The sequence below is a fragment of the Acinetobacter amyesii genome, from assembly GCF_023499985.1.
GTDB classification, from domain to species: domain Bacteria; phylum Pseudomonadota; class Gammaproteobacteria; order Pseudomonadales; family Moraxellaceae; genus Acinetobacter; species Acinetobacter amyesii.
Window position 1 is genome coordinate 43,158 of sequence record NZ_JAMCOU010000022.1, and the last position, 16,312, is coordinate 59,469.

The 16,312-nt window shown below is 41.6% G+C and carries 16 protein-coding genes; 4 read left to right on the top strand and 12 right to left on the bottom strand.

Features of this window, described 5'->3' with window-relative positions; genetic code table 11:
- Positions 1 to 21: 21 nt before the first annotated feature.
- The 11 genes from M5F03_RS05430 to paaA all read right to left on the bottom strand — a co-directional run bounded on the left by M5F03_RS05430 (position 22) and on the right by paaA (position 10,420).
- Complete coding sequence (locus tag M5F03_RS05430) at positions 22 to 963, bottom strand: PaaX family transcriptional regulator (RefSeq protein ID WP_111884656.1); 942 nt, start codon at positions 961 to 963, stop codon at positions 22 to 24.
- Between the two features lie 57 nt (positions 964 to 1,020).
- Positions 1,021 to 2,313 carry a phenylacetate--CoA ligase PaaK gene (gene paaK / locus M5F03_RS05435; protein WP_249707300.1) on the bottom strand — a complete coding sequence of 431 codons (1,293 nt, stop codon included), beginning with the start codon at positions 2,311 to 2,313 and terminating at the stop codon, positions 1,021 to 1,023.
- Between the two features lie 46 nt (positions 2,314 to 2,359).
- Entirely contained in the window at positions 2,360 to 3,580 is a 1,221-nt protein-coding gene (pcaF, locus tag M5F03_RS05440; RefSeq protein ID WP_249707341.1) for a 3-oxoadipyl-CoA thiolase, read from the bottom strand.
- A gap of 10 nt (positions 3,581 to 3,590) precedes the next feature.
- Positions 3,591 to 5,138, bottom strand: coding sequence for a 3-hydroxyacyl-CoA dehydrogenase (locus M5F03_RS05445; RefSeq protein ID WP_249707302.1), 1,548 nt, complete (start codon positions 5,136 to 5,138; stop codon positions 3,591 to 3,593).
- A gap of 3 nt (positions 5,139 to 5,141) precedes the next feature.
- The gene (gene paaG, locus M5F03_RS05450; protein ID WP_180084975.1) at positions 5,142 to 5,933 is read right to left on the bottom strand and encodes a 2-(1,2-epoxy-1,2-dihydrophenyl)acetyl-CoA isomerase PaaG; all 792 of its coding nucleotides are present in this window, start codon (positions 5,931 to 5,933) and stop codon (positions 5,142 to 5,144) included.
- Complete coding sequence (locus M5F03_RS05455) at positions 5,933 to 6,703, bottom strand: enoyl-CoA hydratase-related protein (protein ID WP_180085091.1); 771 nt, start codon at positions 6,701 to 6,703, stop codon at positions 5,933 to 5,935. The genes paaG and M5F03_RS05455 overlap by 1 nt, the downstream gene beginning before the upstream one ends.
- A gap of 25 nt (positions 6,704 to 6,728) precedes the next feature.
- Positions 6,729 to 7,787, bottom strand: a complete 1,059-nt coding sequence (gene paaE, locus M5F03_RS05460; protein WP_249707314.1) for a 1,2-phenylacetyl-CoA epoxidase subunit PaaE — start codon at positions 7,785 to 7,787, stop codon at positions 6,729 to 6,731.
- A 61-nt stretch (positions 7,788 to 7,848) separates the two neighbouring features.
- Positions 7,849 to 8,349: a 1,2-phenylacetyl-CoA epoxidase subunit PaaD gene (gene paaD, locus M5F03_RS05465; protein WP_249707316.1), complete on the bottom strand. Its 501-nt coding sequence runs from the start codon at positions 8,347 to 8,349 to the stop codon at positions 7,849 to 7,851.
- 27 nt (positions 8,350 to 8,376) lie between these two features.
- Positions 8,377 to 9,132 (bottom strand): 1,2-phenylacetyl-CoA epoxidase subunit PaaC, encoded by a 756-nt coding sequence (gene paaC / locus M5F03_RS05470; RefSeq protein WP_249707318.1) that lies wholly within the window; start codon positions 9,130 to 9,132, stop codon positions 8,377 to 8,379.
- A 15-nt stretch (positions 9,133 to 9,147) separates the two neighbouring features.
- Positions 9,148 to 9,438, bottom strand: a complete 291-nt coding sequence (paaB, locus tag M5F03_RS05475; protein ID WP_078193737.1) for a 1,2-phenylacetyl-CoA epoxidase subunit PaaB — start codon at positions 9,436 to 9,438, stop codon at positions 9,148 to 9,150.
- Positions 9,439 to 9,475: 37 nt separating this feature from the next.
- On the bottom strand, positions 9,476 to 10,420 hold the full coding sequence (gene paaA / locus M5F03_RS05480) for a 1,2-phenylacetyl-CoA epoxidase subunit PaaA (RefSeq protein WP_111884663.1): 945 nt from the start codon (positions 10,418 to 10,420) through the stop codon (positions 9,476 to 9,478).
- A 262-nt stretch (positions 10,421 to 10,682) separates the two neighbouring features.
- Here paaA and paaZ point away from each other — a divergent pair, with 262 nt between their 5' ends.
- The 4 genes from paaZ to M5F03_RS05500 all read left to right on the top strand — a co-directional run bounded on the left by paaZ (position 10,683) and on the right by M5F03_RS05500 (position 15,945).
- The gene (paaZ, locus tag M5F03_RS05485) at positions 10,683 to 12,797 is read left to right on the top strand and encodes a phenylacetic acid degradation bifunctional protein PaaZ (protein ID WP_249707320.1); all 2,115 of its coding nucleotides are present in this window, start codon (positions 10,683 to 10,685) and stop codon (positions 12,795 to 12,797) included.
- Positions 12,798 to 13,098: 301 nt separating this feature from the next.
- Complete coding sequence (locus M5F03_RS05490) at positions 13,099 to 14,484, top strand: MFS transporter (RefSeq protein ID WP_249707324.1); 1,386 nt, start codon at positions 13,099 to 13,101, stop codon at positions 14,482 to 14,484.
- Between the two features lie 396 nt (positions 14,485 to 14,880).
- The gene (locus M5F03_RS05495) at positions 14,881 to 15,117 is read left to right on the top strand and encodes a VF530 family protein (protein ID WP_180008158.1); all 237 of its coding nucleotides are present in this window, start codon (positions 14,881 to 14,883) and stop codon (positions 15,115 to 15,117) included.
- A 129-nt stretch (positions 15,118 to 15,246) separates the two neighbouring features.
- Complete coding sequence (locus M5F03_RS05500) at positions 15,247 to 15,945, top strand: DUF1826 domain-containing protein (RefSeq protein ID WP_249707333.1); 699 nt, start codon at positions 15,247 to 15,249, stop codon at positions 15,943 to 15,945.
- Between the two features lie 75 nt (positions 15,946 to 16,020).
- Here M5F03_RS05500 and M5F03_RS05505 read toward each other — a convergent pair whose 3' ends face one another.
- Entirely contained in the window at positions 16,021 to 16,230 is a 210-nt protein-coding gene (locus M5F03_RS05505; protein ID WP_180129784.1) for a hypothetical protein, read from the bottom strand.
- Between the last annotated feature and the right edge of the window lie 82 nt (positions 16,231 to 16,312).

A 16,312-nucleotide genomic window follows, 5' to 3' on the forward strand; every position in this document is an offset into this window, starting at 1 on the left:
AATTTTAAATTAGACGCTAATTTAATAGCTCAAATCTGGCTGTTTTAAACCACCAAAACGTTTATAAAACTGTGGGTGTGCAGGCGGCATACTGCCTTCAGCCGTACGTGCAACATTTAAGAAAAACTCATCGCCTGCCATAAATACCGCCTGATACAAATTGGTACTTAAATTACGTGCAATTAACGACAGCCAGTCCGTCGGTAACAACTCAAATGGTAAATTTGGATCTTTAAGTAAAATACGACGGAACTGATGAATCAATAAGATACGAATTTGAAAGGCTTGGACGGCATCTATTTCTTCATCTTGCTCGACAAAATAGAAAAACTCACGAAAATCACTAATGAATTTTTCATAGCGTTGATGTAATTCTTGAATGGGCCAATTCACAACCACCATACGTTTAATCGTAGGATAAGATTCTTGCCAAAGTTCTAGGGTTTCGGCACGAAACACCACCACTTGATCGGTCATTTGATGACTAAGTAATAAATTTTGCAGCTTTTGTTGATCACAGCCTGGATAAGCCATGACATTAGTTGCAATATTGGCAAACCCTAACCACTCAAGCTCTTTCTTTAACACCAATTTGTTTTCAAGTTCAACTGAGCTCAGTAGCACCAAGTCCCACTTTTTATCCCAATCTTTATGACTAAAGCCATAGATTTTTTGATCGGCCATGATAAAACGCTGACGACTACTTTCCGTAATACGGTAATAACTGGTGCGCCCAATTTTCTCTGAACTGAGCCAGCCATTTTGTACCAAACGAAAGACCGCCGTACGCACTGAACGTTCATTCAAGCCAAATACGTCCATTAGCTGAATTAAGCTCGCAAGACTGATGACACCGCCACGGTGATAAATGCTATCACCAAAAATGGTCATGACCAATGAAGTCCCACTGAGCGCTTCACGTTGAATAAACTCATCAATAATTTGTTTTAATTTAGGATTCATTGCGTTTTCATTTACCTATTGAATTGCCTGACGACCTTTATCGTCAGGCATGTTCATTTAAGCGGATTGTCGAATATCAAAAACGCGCTGCGCTTTGCCTTCAGAGCGAGGTAAACTCCCTTCATTCAGCACTTCAACACTCACACTAATCCCCACCATGGTTTTAATCTGTGATTTTAATTGGTTTGCAAGCTGCATCGCCAATTGAGGACTGCTATCTTGACGCATTTCAGTGCGAATATGCAATGTATCCAAGTGACCTTGCTTACAAATATGAATCTGATAATTGGCAATTAATTGTGGAATTTGCAAAATTTGCTCTTCAATTTGCGATGGGAACACATTCACACCACGAATAATCATCATGTCATCACTGCGACCGACAATTTTATCCATACGACGCATTGTACGTGATGTGCCTGGCAGTAAACGTGTCAGATCACGGGTACGATAACGAATAACCGGCATGCCTTCTTTGGTAATTGTCGTGAATACCAATTCACCCAGCTCACCATCTTGCACCACTTCGCCTGTTTCAGGATTGATAATTTCTGGATAGAAATGATCTTCCCAAATGGTTGGGCCATCTTTGGACTCTAAACATTCCATTGCCACCCCAGGACCCATGACCTCAGATAAGCCATAAATGTCTAAGGCATCAATACCTAAACGCGCTTCAATTTCTTTACGCATTTCATTGGTCCAAGGTTCAGCACCAAATACACCAGTTTTAATAGAACAGTCTTTGGCTGAACCAAACTTTTTCTCAAGAGCTTCAATGATATTCAAGCAATACGATGGTGTCACCATGAGTGCTGTTGGTTTAAAATCGTGAATTAACTGCGCTTGTTTGTCTGTTTGCCCGCCTGACATTGGAATGACAGTAGCACCCAAACGCTCTACGCCATAATGTGCACCTAAGCCACCGGTAAATAAACCATAACCATACGACACTTGAATGGTGTCTTTACTGCTTAGCCCTGCAGCACGCAGCGATCGTGCGACTACGTCCGACCAGATATTGATGTCATGTTCGGTATAGCCAACCACCGTCGGTTGACCTGTGGTGCCCGATGAAGCATGTACGCGCACAATTTGCTCTTGAGGCACCGCAAACATGCCAAATGGATAATTGTCACGTAAATCTTTTTTGGTGGTAAAAGGGAATTTTGCTAAGTCCTCAAGATGTTTAAAATCATCCGGATGTACACCTGCTTCATCAAACTTTTGCTTATACACCGTGCTGTTATGATAAGCATGATTGAGCGTCTTTTTTAAACGCTCAACTTGCAGTTGACGTAATTCATCTACTGATGCGGTTTCGATGTGTTCCATTGCATTTTTATTCATTGTCTTACTCCTTACGCAGTCATCGCGACAGCTGGTTTTATGTCAATCAATTACGTCCTGAATTGATATTTTCGAGTACTAAGGCAACACCTTGCCCAACGCCCACACACATGGTGCACAGCGCATATTTTCCTTGTTGAATTTTCAGTTGATGCATTGCGGTAAGGACTAAACGTGTACCACTCATGCCAAGTGGATGGCCCAAAGCAATGGCACCACCATTTGGATTGATACGTGCATCATCATCCGCTAAACCCAGTTCACGAATCACAGCTAAAGCTTGTGCTGCAAAGGCTTCATTGAGTTCAATCACATCCATTTGCTCTAAAGTTAAGCCCGTTTGTGCTAAAACTTTACGCACTGCAGGTACAGGCCCAATACCCATATAACGTGCTTCTACACCAGCACTTGCGATCCCTAAAACTTTCACTTGGGGAGTTAAACCATGCTGCTCAACAAAGGCGTTATTACCTAAGAGTAAACATGCAGCACCATCATTGACACCTGATGCATTGCCTGCTGTGACCGAACCTCCTTCTTTACGAAATGGTGCTTTAAGTGCATTTAAAGCTTCTAGTGTGGTTTCTGCACGTGGATGTTCATCTAGAGCAACACGCACTACACCTTTTTTGCTTTTAATCTCGACTGGTAGAATCTCACGCTCAAAGCGACCTTCAGCCTGTGCTTTTGCGACTTTTTGCTGACTGTAGTAGGCAAATTGGTCTTGATCGGCACGGCTGATATTGTATTTTTCTGCCACGTTTTCAGCAGTTTCAGGCATGCTGTCGACGCCAAAATTGGCTTTAAATAGCGGATTGATAAAACGCCAACCAATAGTGGTATCAAAAATTTCAGGTGTACGGCTAAATGCACTCGTCGGTTTAGACTGAACAAAGGGCGCACGTGACATGTTTTCCACCCCACCCGCTAATACAAACTGCGCTTCACCCGATTTAATCGCACGTGAAGCAAGCCCCACTGCATCTAAACCTGAAGCACATAAACGGTTCACGGTAATGGCTGGTACACTGTCAGGTAAACCGGCAAGTAAGCTTGCCATCCGTGCCACGTTACGATTGTCTTCACCCGCTTGGTTGGCACAGCCGAGAATCACTTCATCGACCTCCGTCCAAGGCAAATTTGGATGTTGTTGCTTCAAATACTGAATCGGCAATGCAGCCAAATCATCGGTACGAATACTACTTAAACCACCGGCATAGCGCCCAATTGGGGTACGAATCCCATCAAAAATAAATACGTCTTGCATCATTTTATCCTTAACTGGCAGCGCGTAATGGCTGCTGAGTTGACACGTTTCCTTGTGCCGCTTTTTTTAATAAATATAGATTAGGACGATAACGCTCTTCACCATAAATACGATACAGATTTTGCAAAGTCTGTAAAATAATGTTGTATCCTAATTCTTGTGCCCATTGGAATGGTCCTTTAGGATAATTCACAGCAAATTTCATGGCTGAATCAATGTCTTGTTCAGATGCAATTTGATGTAAAACAGCCTCGCACCCCTCATTGACCAACATGGCAATGCTACGCAGCACATATAAGCCTGGATGATCCTGTGACCAAATCGGGATAATATTAAGACCGATAAACAACTGTTCAATCGTTTTTTGATCTATCTCTGTACACGCTGGTGAAGCTGTAACTGCAATGGCTTTGGCTTTTTCCCAATCACCATGCCAATCCATCAACACCACTTTTTGTGATGCATAATCAATTTCGGCAGATTGCCCCATTGATAAACGTAAAGACACATCACCGATGAGAATTTCAGCCATTGGCGCCGCTTCAATACGCAGATGAATATGTTTACATTGTTGCAATAGCGCGATCAAACCCTGTGAATGTGACCAATCACCTTTGACCACCACCTCAATTTTTTCAGGTGATTTACTGTAAATCACAGGGAGTTGATACACTTTTTTAGAATGTTCTGTTCGATAGTCATAAAAACCCTGTTGAGTTTTGCGACCGAAACAGCCTGCATCGACTAATTCTTTTTGAATTAAGGATGGACGATAACGCGGTTCATCAAAAAAGGCATCATAGACACTCTGTGTGACAGAAAAATTAATGTCTTGGCCAATTAAATCGGTCAGCTCACACGGTCCCATCGAAAAGCGTCCACATTCACGCATGATAAAATCAAGCTGCTCAGGTGTGGTGGCATTTTCCTGCAGGGCACGAAATCCTTCCGCATAATAAGGACGTGCAATACGATTGACGATAAAACCAGGGGTGGATTTTGCACGTACTGGCACTTTTTTCCATGCTGTCATCAAGCTGACTAAAGCATCAGAAATTGCTGGGTCTGTTTTTAAGCCTGCAATCACTTCCACTAACTTCATCACTGGTGCTGGGTTAAAGAAATGCAAACCGACCACGCGTTCTGGATGTGGAATATTGGCAGCTATCGCAGTAATCGAGATTGAAGATGTATTGGATGCAAAGATCGTCTCAGGCGAGCAGATATCAGCAAGCTGTTGAAATAGCTTCTGTTTAACGTCTTTGTTTTCTACAATCGCTTCTACAATCAGTTGGCTGTCTGCTAATGCGTGTAAATCCGCTGCCACGTTTAAATTGGACAAGGTCAGTTGCAAGAGATCAGCCGCCATTTTTCCGGCATCTACACGTTTTTGTAATTGCTGTTTTAGTGCAGCAAAAGCACTTTCTACACGTTGTGGATCGACATCATACACATGGGTCGGATGGCCATGCATGGCCGCCAATTGTGCAATGCCGATGCCCATGGTACCGGCACCAATCACTGCCACAGGGGCATGCTGTAAGTGAAGTTCTGCCATGATTTAGCATCCTGTATATTGTGGTGTACGTTTTTGCATAAAGGCTTGTACGCCTTCACGATAGTCACTGCTACGCCCTGCTAAACGCTGTAAATCACGTTCTAAAATCAATTGCTCATCGAGGCTATTAGCTGCTGCAGCATGAATGGCTTTTTTAATCAATGACAAACCATAAGTGGGTTGTGTCGCTAAATGTTCTGCCAATTTGCTGGCTTCGGCTTTCAGTTTTTCGTCTTCAACCACTTGCCAAATCATGCCCAATTGTTGTGCTTGCTCAGCAGGAATCTTATCGCCAAGCATAGCCAAAGCCATTGCTTGCGCACGACCAACCAAACGTGGCAAAAACCATGTTCCACCCGAATCTGGAACTAAACCTAAACGACAAAAGGCTTGAATAAAGGATGCTGATTTTGCAGCCAGTACAATGTCACACGCCAAAGCAATGTTGGCACCTGCACCCGCTGCTACACCATTCACTGCACACAGCACTGGTTTCGGCATTTCAGTAATCAGTTTGATCAGTGGGTTATAATACATTTCAATCGAGCGGCCTAAATCAGGTGCATCGGCATTTGGATCAACCACGCGGTCACTTAAATCTTGTCCTGCACAAAAACCTCGACCTTCCGCAGAAATCACCACTGCACGAATCTCAGCATTTTTTGCCCATGCTTTGAGAACTCCTGAAACTTCTTGATGCATGATTTCATTAAAGCTATTGAGTTGCTTTGGACGATTAAACGTTAAATAACCGACTGCATTTTTTTCTTCGACAATAATTGTTTGGTAATCCATTACACACCTCTAAATGCGGGTTGTCTTTTTTCTAAGAAAGCTTGAATGCCTTCCTGACGATCTTGGGTTGCTGCCAACCACACAAAATGTTGACGCTCGAGTTTTAAACCCTGGCTTAGGGTCACTTCATGAATACTTTTTAGCGACTGTTTAATCACACGAATCGCTAGGGGTGCTTGCTTGGCAATTTTTTCTGCCAATTCAACGGCATATTGCACCGTTAAAGCTGTTGGGCAAATTTGACTGCTGATCCCGTGTTGCAATGCGGTCTGGGCGCTGATCATTTCACCTGTCATTGCCCAACGCATACACAGTTGCTGACCGACGAGACGTGCCAAACGCTGTGTTCCACCTGCACCGGGCAACATGCCTAAACCAATTTCTGGTAAAGCAAATTGTGCATTTTCACCACTCAACACAATGTCACCATGCAATGCCAACTCAAAACCTGCGCCTAAGGCATAACCGTTGACGGCCATAATTAAAGGCTTTGAAAACTCATCAATCCGCTTCCACAACTGTGGTCGTTGATCCTGTTGAATGCTGACCACATCAAGTTGGGCAAGCTCATTCAAATCCGCACCTGCAGCAAAGCATTGTGAATGACCTGTAATCACGACTGCATGCACTTCACGGTCTGTATCTAAGGTTGTTAAATAATCCGCGAGCTCTTGCAATGTGGCATTGTTTAAGGCATTGCGCTTTTCAGGGCGATTCAGTTCAATGAGCACCACACCGGTTTTTGGAGAACTACTTTTGAGATATTGCATGTCCATACTTTCATTCCACACGGCGTTATTCATCAAAACTTAAGCGTACATTGGCAGTGGTTGGACGGGCTTGGCAGCTCAAGACATAACCTCTTGCAACTTCATCCTCTTCAAGACTGTAGTTGATGGCCATCTCGACTTCACCTTCAAGTACCTTACACTTACAGGTGGCACACACCCCACCTTTACAGGCATAAGGTAAATCTGCACCTGCACGTAATGCGGCATCGAGGATGCTGTCATCTTGTTTTGATACCTCAATGATCAACTCACGACCATCTAAAATAATGTTGACCTTTTCTTCACTACGTTGCGCAACTTGTTGTGCTGATGCTTTTGTAGTCGTACCTGTATTAAAACGTTCTGTATGAATCTTGCTGCGCTCAATCCCTAGCGTCGGCAAAATTTCCTCAACGGCCGTCATCATCTCTTCTGGACCACAGGCAAAGCAGTGATCAGTATCTGTACGAATCAAACCGGCTTTGGCCAACTGCTGGAGCTTTTCAGTATCAATACGACCGTTAAAGATCTCGCTGTCATTCAATTCACGTGAAAAAATATTCACCAGTTGCAAACGCTGATGAAAGCGATCTTTAAGATCCATGATTTGTTCAGCAAACATGGTTTGTTTCCATGAACGATTGCCATAAACCAGTGTAAATGTGGCATCTTGCTGACGATTCAGCACTGATTTCACGATGGATAAAATTGGCGTAATTCCACTGCCTGCAGCAAAGCCTAAATAATGTTGTCCACCGACTTTTGCTGCTTTTTGGAAAAATACCCCTTGAGGTGGCATCACCTCTAACACATCCCCTACTTTGAGGTGTTCATTTGCCCATGTTGAAAATTGCCCTTGATCAATTTTTTTAATGGCAATACTCATATCTTCTTGCACATCGCTACAAATCGAATAGCAACGACGAATTTCACCTTGCTCTGTGAGATGGCGAATAGTCAGGTGTTGACCTGGTTGATATTGAAACGCTGAGGTTTGTTCATCTTGCACAGCAAAAGAAATACAAATGGCATTTTCCGTTTGCGGCTGGATTGATTTAATGGTTAAGGGAATAAATTGACTCATTGTTAAAATCCTTCTTTTATTTTATTGCTGTGCTGTTCAGCGCACATCGATGTCCATTAGATTAAATACATTTAAAGTAATCAAAGGGTTCTAAGCAGTCTTTGCAGCGGTATAAGGCTTTACATGCAGTAGAACTAAACTCGCTTAACAGCTGTGTATGTGCACTGCCACAATGTGGGCAACCCACGCCATCCGTCAGCGCCACATGCGTACCACACAGATGAGATGAACCTTGTGGTGGTGCAATACCGTATTCGCGTAGCTTTTCTTTACCTGATTCACTCATCCAATCCGTGGTCCATGCCTCAGATAAATCCACCACTACTTTGACAGGGTGAATGTCATGCGCCAACAACGCTGTTTTGATTTCGTCTTTGAGTAAATCAGTGGCAGGACAACCGCTATAAGTTGGGGTCAAACGGACCACAATCTCTTGGCTTGCATTGAGTTCTACACCACGAATCATGCCCAAATCCAAGACCGATAACACCGGAATTTCTGGGTCAGACACCTGTTGTAAAATCTCCCAACATTGCTGCTCAACGTGTTGAATTCGGTTCATGTCACTCACTCCCTGTGAACGCTGTGATTACCACACCATCTCTGGATAGCTGCGTTGTAAATATTGCAACTCGGCAAGGACATAACCTAAATGTTCAGTATGCAAACCTTGCTTGGCTCCGCTACGGTAGGCTCCCTCTTGTGGTAGTTGTAGCTCGAAACGCGTTAATTCCGATTGAATTAGTTCTAACCATTTCGCAGGTAATATTGTTAAGTCAGGAACAATGCCGGCTTCTACCAATTGTTTTTCATCGTTAGTCAGTGCAAATAGCTCTTCGGTGAAACGCCACAATTGATTTAAACCATGTTGCACCTTGTCATGTGCTTCTTGCGTACCCAGACTTAAGCGCTCCATCCAAGCTGTTGAAAAACGTTGGTGATATTTCGCTTCTTTGAGAGACTTAATCGCAAAGGCAGACAGTTCGGCATTGTTGCTATTGCTTAACGCGGCAAATAACAAGGCATGATAATGATCCATTAACCATTGACGTACGATGGTCTGTGCAAAGTCGCCATTGGGTTGTTCACAGAGCAGTAAATTGCGATATTCACGCTCAGTTCGGAAGTACGCTAAACGATCTTCATCACGTCCTAAACCTTCAATACTCCCTGCCAGTGAAAGCGCAGTACGTGCCTGACCTAATAAGTCCAAGCCAATATTCGCAAGTGCAATATCAAGCTCAAGTTCAGGTGCATGCCCACACCACTCTGCTAAACGATGTGACAAAATCAGTTGGCTGTCACCAATGTGTAATAGAAATTCGGATAAAACTTTATTGGTCATGCTGTGATCCTCCAATTACATATGCTCAATGCCGTGTGGAATGTTGTAAAAGGTTGGATGACGGTAAACCTTATCCAAATGTGGTTCAAAAAACTCCGCTTTTTCATCTGGTTGTGAACAAGTAATTAACTCAGATTTGACCACCCAAATACTGATACCTTCGTTGCGACGGGTATACACGTCACGCGCATTTTGTAAGGCTATTTCATCATCCGGTGCGCGTAAGCTACCCACATGTCGATGGCTTAAACCTTGTTTGCTACGTACGAAGACTTCGTATAAAGACCAATTGTTTTTGTTATCCATGATTAAACTTCCTGTATGTCATTGATGACTTAAATGCTTATGCAATTTTGCGCGTATCATTGAATTGCTGTTGTTTTTTGGCATAGCTTGCTGCTGCATCACGAACCCATTTGCCGCCTTCCCATGCTTTACGACGTGCTTCAATACGCTCATGGTTGCATGGACCTTTACCTGCGATCACATTAAAGAATTCAGTCCAATTCACTTCACCAAACTCATAATGACCGGTCTCTTCATTCCACTTCAGGTCTGGATCTGGCACAGTTAAACCAAGCTGTAAAACTTGTGGCACGGTGTTATCCACGAATTTTTGACGTAAGGCATCATTACTAAACAGCTTAATTTTCCAATTCATGCTTTGTTCACTGTTCGGTGAATTGTCATCACTTGGACCAAACATCATGAGTGCAGGCCACCAAAAACGATTGACTGCATCTTGCGCCATTTGTTTTTGTTCAGGTGTGCCTTCTGCTAAACGCATCATGGCTTCAAAGCCTTGACGTTGATGGAAACTTTCTTCTTTACAAATACGCACCATGGCACGTGCATAAGGACCATACGAGGTACGGCATAAAGCAACCTGATTGACAATCGCCGCGCCATCGACCAACCAACCAATGGCTGCGACATCTGCCCAACTTAAGGTTGGATAATTAAAGATTGATGAATACTTCATGCGGCCTGCAATCAGTTTATCCATCATATCGTCACGATCTGCGCCTAAGGTCTCAGCTGCGCTATAGAGATATAACGCGTGACCTGCTTCGTCTTGTACTTTGGCAAGTAATACCGCTTTACGTTTTAAGGTGGGCGCACGGGTAATCCAATTGCCTTCTGGCAACATACCAATCACTTCAGAATGTGCATGTTGTCCAATTTGGCGAATTAAAGTTTTACGATAAGCGTCTGGCATCCAATCCTTTGGCTCAATCGATACATTATTGACAATGTTGTCATCAAATCTTTGTTGTTGCGTGTTCATGTTGTCTCACTTATCCCAAGTGTCGTTAGATTTAAATTAATACGATACAAAAAATAATTCAATTGCTTTTTATTGGTATCATATAAATATTTTTAACATCTATTAATAAGATATTGTTTTTACTTAATTAATATTTTTTTTATACTAAAAAATAATTTTTTTAACAGGGAATTTGATTGACAATCTGTTTTTTTGAATGCAATTTATGAAACACATATTATAAATTTAATATTAACAACGTATCATAAATGGAGTTATATCGATGTTGGATCTTGAGCAAAATTCACAAGACAATACCATTTCAGTGGATGGCAAATATGAGCCATCGGAATCTTTACTGCGCTTAAGTTCATTGGTTCTTGGACAAGAACACGTTGCATCAGCAGACTTACGTACAGTATTTCACGCCATTTCAGGTCAAGCCATTTACCAAGTCAGTAGTCATGGCATTGACACTCAAGCCGTGGTGCAATATGCCAAAACGCATGGTTCAAGTGTTGCCAATTGGACCTTTCATCAACGTGCCAATGCATTGAAGCAAATTGCACAGTACTTATTGGAACGTAAAGAAGACTACTATGCCCTTGCCGCAGCAACGGGCTGTACCCGTAAAGATGCATGGATTGATATCGAAGGCGGTATCGGCACTTTATTTGCCTACTCAAGTTTAGTCCGCCGTGAGCTGAGCGATGAAAAAGTTTGGATTGAGGATGATTTTATTCAACTGTCTAAACATGGTTCATTTGGTGCTAAGCATTTACTGAGTCCCAAAGCCGGCGTAGCAGTACATATCAATGCCTTTAACTTCCCGATTTGGGGCATGTTGGAAAAAATTGCACCGACTTTATTGGCGGGTGTGCCGTGTATTGTAAAACCTGCAACCGAAGGTGCTCAGTTGACCCATGCGGTGGTGAAAGCCATTCATGAAAGTGGTTTCTTGCCTGAAGGTGCATTACAGCTGATCTGCGGTCAAACCTACGATCTCTTTGAACATTTAAATGAACAGGACACCGTGACATTTACTGGTTCTGCCTCAACGGGACAAAAATTACGTGCACATCCGCATTTAAATGCCTATTCCATTCCATTTAGTATGGAAGCGGATTCAGTCAACAGTGCCATCCTGACAACCCAAGCCTCAGATGAAAGCATTGATTTGTTTGTCCGTGAAATTTTCCGTGAAATGACCACCAAAGCCGGACAAAAATGTACCGCGATTCGCCGAGCATTTGTCCCTACGGCCTTATTAGAGACGGTGCAACAGCGTTTAATTGAGAAGCTGAAAAAAGTCGTATTGGGTGATCCAAGCCAAGAAGGTGTGACGATGGGTGCTTTGGCGAGCTATAAACAAAAGCTCGATGTAGCAGAAAAAGTCGAAATATTGGCACAAGATGCTGAGATTATTTTTGGCAGCCATTTACGCCAAGATATCACTATAAATGGTTCATATTCTGAAAAATCAGCCTTATATCCACCTGCAGTTTTACTTTGCCGTCAACCGCTTGATGCACAGTACGTCCATCAGGTTGAAGCGTTTGGCCCAGTGGTGACACTGATGCCGTATAGCACAGAAAGCGAGTTGGCAACCTTGGTTGCCAAAGGTGAAGGCAGTCTTGTGGCGTCCATTGTACGCAATGCGGATGAAAATATTGAAAGCTTAGTCGCAAAAATTGCACCATGGCACGGTCGCCTGCATATTCTAGATACCGAAAGTTCACGTGAAAGTACAGGTCATGGTTCCCCCCTACCACTTTTAGTTCATGGTGGACCTGGGCGTGCGGGTGGTGGTGAAGAATTAGGAGGCTTACGTGCAGTCAAACATTATATGCAACGTACAGCATTACAAGGCTCACCAAATGTGTTAACCCAAATTGGTCATCGCTGGACAGCAGGTGCACAAGTCTTTGAAGATCGCGTGCATCCATTTAAAAAGTCATTTGATGAACTGCGTATTGGTGAGCGTTTACTAACAGCACGACGCACCATTACCGAAGCAGATATCGTTAATTTTGGTGGTTTGAGTGGCGACTATTTCTATGCACATATGGATAAAATTGCCGCTGCAGAATCATTGTTTGGTGAACGCGTTGCGCATGGTTACTTTATTGTATCTGCAGCAGCCGGTTTATTTGTAGATGCCGCAGCAGGCCCTGTTATTGCCAATTACGGTATGGATAATTTACGTTTTGTAGAGCCCGTCAAAATTGGCGACACCATTCAAGTGGAACTGACCTGTAAGCAAAAAACACCAAAAACCTTGCGTGATCCAGAACAAAAACCTCACGGCGTGGTGGTGTGGGACATTAAAGTGAAAAACCAACGTGGTGAATTGGTTGCAACCTATGACATCTTAACGCTTGTCGAGCGTGATGCATAATTTCGACTCAACCAAAAAAGGAATCAATATGATTCCTTTTTTTTATATTATAGATTTATCTGTATCTTTTTTTGTAAATAACATTGACGAATAATGAATTTCAACCTAAATTCGATTAATGATACTTTTTAAAACTAAAATAAATAATAAATGTATCAAATATATTTCAATAATAGCTTTGCACAGGAAGTTGCAAAATGAATGACAAAACAATGGTTTTAGAAACAGTTGGTTGCATCAAGCAACCTGCCATTTTAATCAAAGTAGGTAGTTTTATGGACATGAATAAAAGGAATTTCGCATGAATAATTCGCAAATAGAAATGAATACACCAGAACTTGCAATGGATATCCCCGAACAATCGAGGACACAGAAAATTGCTTTAGCAACCATCGTTGGTACCACCATCGAGTGGTATGATTATTTTATTTATGCTGCTGTTGCAGGTTTAGTTTTTAACCAACTTTTTTTTACACCTGCCGGACCTGCTTTCGGAACTCTATTAGTCTTCGCCTCGATTGGTATTAGTTTTATTTTCAGACCATTTGGTGCCTTTATTGCAGGTTACTTTGGCGATAAATTAGGACGTAAAGCTGTACTCGCTATGACTTTGCTTTTGATGGGTGGGACAACGACCATGATTGGTTTACTTCCAACCTATGAGAATATTGGTATCGCAGCTCCGATTATTTTAATTTTATTGCGTATTTTACAAGGTATTTCTGCAGGTGGTGAATGGGGTGGAGCTGTATTAATGGCTGTTGAACACGCTCCTACCAAAAAACGTGGCTTATTTAGTTCATTTCCACAGTTAGGTGTACCACTAGGTTTGTTACTTGCATCCTTTGTTCTGGTGATTATGACCGCTTATGTTTCTCCTGGTGATGCATTTTTAGAATGGGGATGGCGCGTACCATTTTTACTCAGTATTATTTTATTTGGTTTAGGCTATTGGATTCGTCGCTCAGTTGAAGAAAGTCCAGTGTTCGAACAATTAAAAGAGCGTAAAGGCACAGCAAAAAAACCAATACGGGAACTATTTTCTGAGTATAAAAAACTTATTTTAACAGCTTCCCTTCTTACTGCTGGTACAACTTCACTTGGTTATATGACAGCAGGCGGTTTCATTCAAAGTTTTACTACTAATCCAAATGGCATGGCGTTAGATCGACCAACAATTTTGAGTTTAGTCTGTACTTCTGCAGTCATTTGGACATTTTTTACTTGGCTTTCAGCAGTCATGTCCGATAAATTTGGTCGAAAACCTATTTATATTTTAGGTTCAATCATCCAAATTTTAACTGCACTATTCTTATTCCCATTGGTTAGCACTGGTGAATATGTATACATTATGCTTGGTTTAGCAATACTCGCTATGGGAATTGGAATCACCTATGGTGTGCAAGCTGTTTATTATTCTGAACTCTTTCCTGCATCTATTCGATTCTCTGGTATTTCGATTACTTATGCACTGGGTTCAATCATTGGTGGTGCATTTGCTCCCCTGATTGCTGCAGCTTTAATCACTAAAGCTAACGGCATTTTCTTGGTAAGCACCTATCTGACGGTTATGGCTGTTATTGCTTTCATTGCAATCTGTGTACTTAAAGACCGCACAGGTATTACACTGGAACCAACCGATGAAGCTGAGAATGCACAAAAGAAATCGCCATTTGTTTGGAAATAATCTTAGCGTTTAGATTTTTAAAATGACTTGCACACCATGTCATTAAAAATAAGACCTGACTCGGACTTTTCAATCCGAGTTTTTTCTTGACCGATGCTTATAAATTTCTGCATATACTAACAGTCAAAAGAAGTATAGGCTGACTAACTAAAAATGAATTGTTTAAATTAATTATTTTATGAATGTTAATTCTTTTTTTATTGATCTTACGCTTATAAATCTCATACCCAAGATCTTATCTAGAGTGTTACTTTGTTTTTAAGAAATCTTAGTCTTGCAAAATGGCTTCGGAAATATGTTAAATATTGAATATGAATCACATTTCAGTTCAAGCTCCCACTTTTTTCAACTCGCTCAGGTTATAATGATCGTCTCCCAAAATATGATTGATCTAAGATGAGCACCTCCAATGACCCTTTACACGGCAAAAAACTTGCTGACATCTTGGATGAACTGTTGGATTACTATGGTGGTTTTGAAGGCTTAAGCCGCAAAATTGAAATTAGATGTTTTTGTATAGATCCAAGCGTTAAATCATCACTACGATTCCTACGTACTACACCTTGGGCACGTGAAAAAGTAGAAAATTTATATTTGTATGTCTTACGCCAAAAAGCCAAACAAAAAGCGTAACGATTAATACCTAAGCTCGAATAATCTTGTATAGCAGTTTATGTTTTAAGATAAAATAAAACTGTTGAATCCTTCTAGTTATTCCTTGAAAGCAGTATCTTCGTCTCAGATTTAATTTGATCCCTATTTATGTGCAATCCTTTTTCCCAGCATCCTCAAATTGGTGTAGTTACTACATTTTCTGAATTGATTCATCGTCATTTTGAAGGTCAAATGAATGCGCTTTGCTGGCAACGCAGCTTACAAGGCGACTTTAAAGAAATAGTCGAAAAACTCGAACTGATTGAAAATATTACTGAAGTTTCTATAGACGATCTGATGGAATTAAAGCTTTCAGCGCAAGGTCATTTAGCCAGAGAAATCATTTTAAATGACATGCAACAATTAACAGCATTTGGTGCATCACCCTCGCTGAATTTGCTCAAATGTTATGAACGCGATGATGAATTCGATTTCATCTCAACCGATGTTTATTCTTTTCATGTTGATCGATCACCCATCGCTACCGATACCTTTTTATGTACGTATTATGGTGCTTCTAGTGATATTGTGCCAAATGATCAAGTCACACAAAAAATCTTAATTCCTGAAATACGAGAGCAACTCAAAGCTTTATACGATGGCCCTGACTCAGAGTTTGATGACTTTTTAAAGGAATATTTTTTTGATTTACATTATCAACTCAAAGACAATGCTGTGCCTGTAAATTTAGGCAATGGTCATCTATGGCGTTTAGCGGTGGATCATCCTACACAGCCAGTTTTACCTTGTGTGCACCGCGCACCTGTTGAAAATGCAGGTGAATATCGGCTTATGCTGATTTGCTGATTTGCTGATTTGCTGATTTGCTGATTTGCTGATTTTAAATATTGATAAATCCTGAGTCCATACGATCCATTCTGTCTAATGAATGAACCGTAATTGAGATCGAGCTGTATTAAGGCAGCGGTAAAGCACTGGCAGTAGCCAAATATCTGTTTGTGCTTGGTCGTATTGTACCTTGGCAAATGCAGATTCGAAATTGCTGACATTTTTAGCAAAAGTACTTTGTAAGGCCATCGAAATACCAACAGCTAAGCCTAGACGTATAAACGCCGTAAAATATAAAGACATGATTTTTCCCACTCATTTATTAAAAAAAAGTGGCGGGAANGTTTTTNACTATCCCGCCATTAGCGGGGCATAAACAGGAGGA

Coding starts and splice junctions, on each gene's coding strand:
- M5F03_RS05430 (WP_111884656.1), bottom strand. CDS start 963: ATGAATCCTAAATTAAAACAAATTATTGATGAGTTTATTCAACGTGAA.
- paaK (WP_249707300.1), bottom strand. CDS start 2,313: ATGAATAAAAATGCAATGGAACACATCGAAACCGCATCAGTAGATGAA.
- pcaF (WP_249707341.1), bottom strand. CDS start 3,580: ATGCAAGACGTATTTATTTTTGATGGGATTCGTACCCCAATTGGGCGC.
- M5F03_RS05445 (WP_249707302.1), bottom strand. CDS start 5,138: ATGGCAGAACTTCACTTACAGCATGCCCCTGTGGCAGTGATTGGTGCC.
- paaG (WP_180084975.1), bottom strand. CDS start 5,933: ATGGATTACCAAACAATTATTGTCGAAGAAAAAAATGCAGTCGGTTAT.
- M5F03_RS05455 (WP_180085091.1), bottom strand. CDS start 6,703: ATGCAATATCTCAAAAGTAGTTCTCCAAAAACCGGTGTGGTGCTCATT.
- paaE (WP_249707314.1), bottom strand. CDS start 7,787: ATGAGTCAATTTATTCCCTTAACCATTAAATCAATCCAGCCGCAAACG.
- paaD (WP_249707316.1), bottom strand. CDS start 8,349: ATGAACCGAATTCAACACGTTGAGCAGCAATGTTGGGAGATTTTACAA.
- paaC (WP_249707318.1), bottom strand. CDS start 9,132: ATGACCAATAAAGTTTTATCCGAATTTCTATTACACATTGGTGACAGC.
- paaB (WP_078193737.1), bottom strand. CDS start 9,438: ATGGATAACAAAAACAATTGGTCTTTATACGAAGTCTTCGTACGTAGC.
- paaA (WP_111884663.1), bottom strand. CDS start 10,420: ATGAACACGCAACAACAAAGATTTGATGACAACATTGTCAATAATGTA.
- paaZ (WP_249707320.1), top strand. CDS start 10,683: ATGTTGGATCTTGAGCAAAATTCACAAGACAATACCATTTCAGTGGAT.
- M5F03_RS05490 (WP_249707324.1), top strand. CDS start 13,099: ATGAATAATTCGCAAATAGAAATGAATACACCAGAACTTGCAATGGAT.
- M5F03_RS05495 (WP_180008158.1), top strand. CDS start 14,881: ATGAGCACCTCCAATGACCCTTTACACGGCAAAAAACTTGCTGACATC.
- M5F03_RS05500 (WP_249707333.1), top strand. CDS start 15,247: ATGTGCAATCCTTTTTCCCAGCATCCTCAAATTGGTGTAGTTACTACA.
- M5F03_RS05505 (WP_180129784.1), bottom strand. CDS start 16,230: ATGTCTTTATATTTTACGGCGTTTATACGTCTAGGCTTAGCTGTTGGT.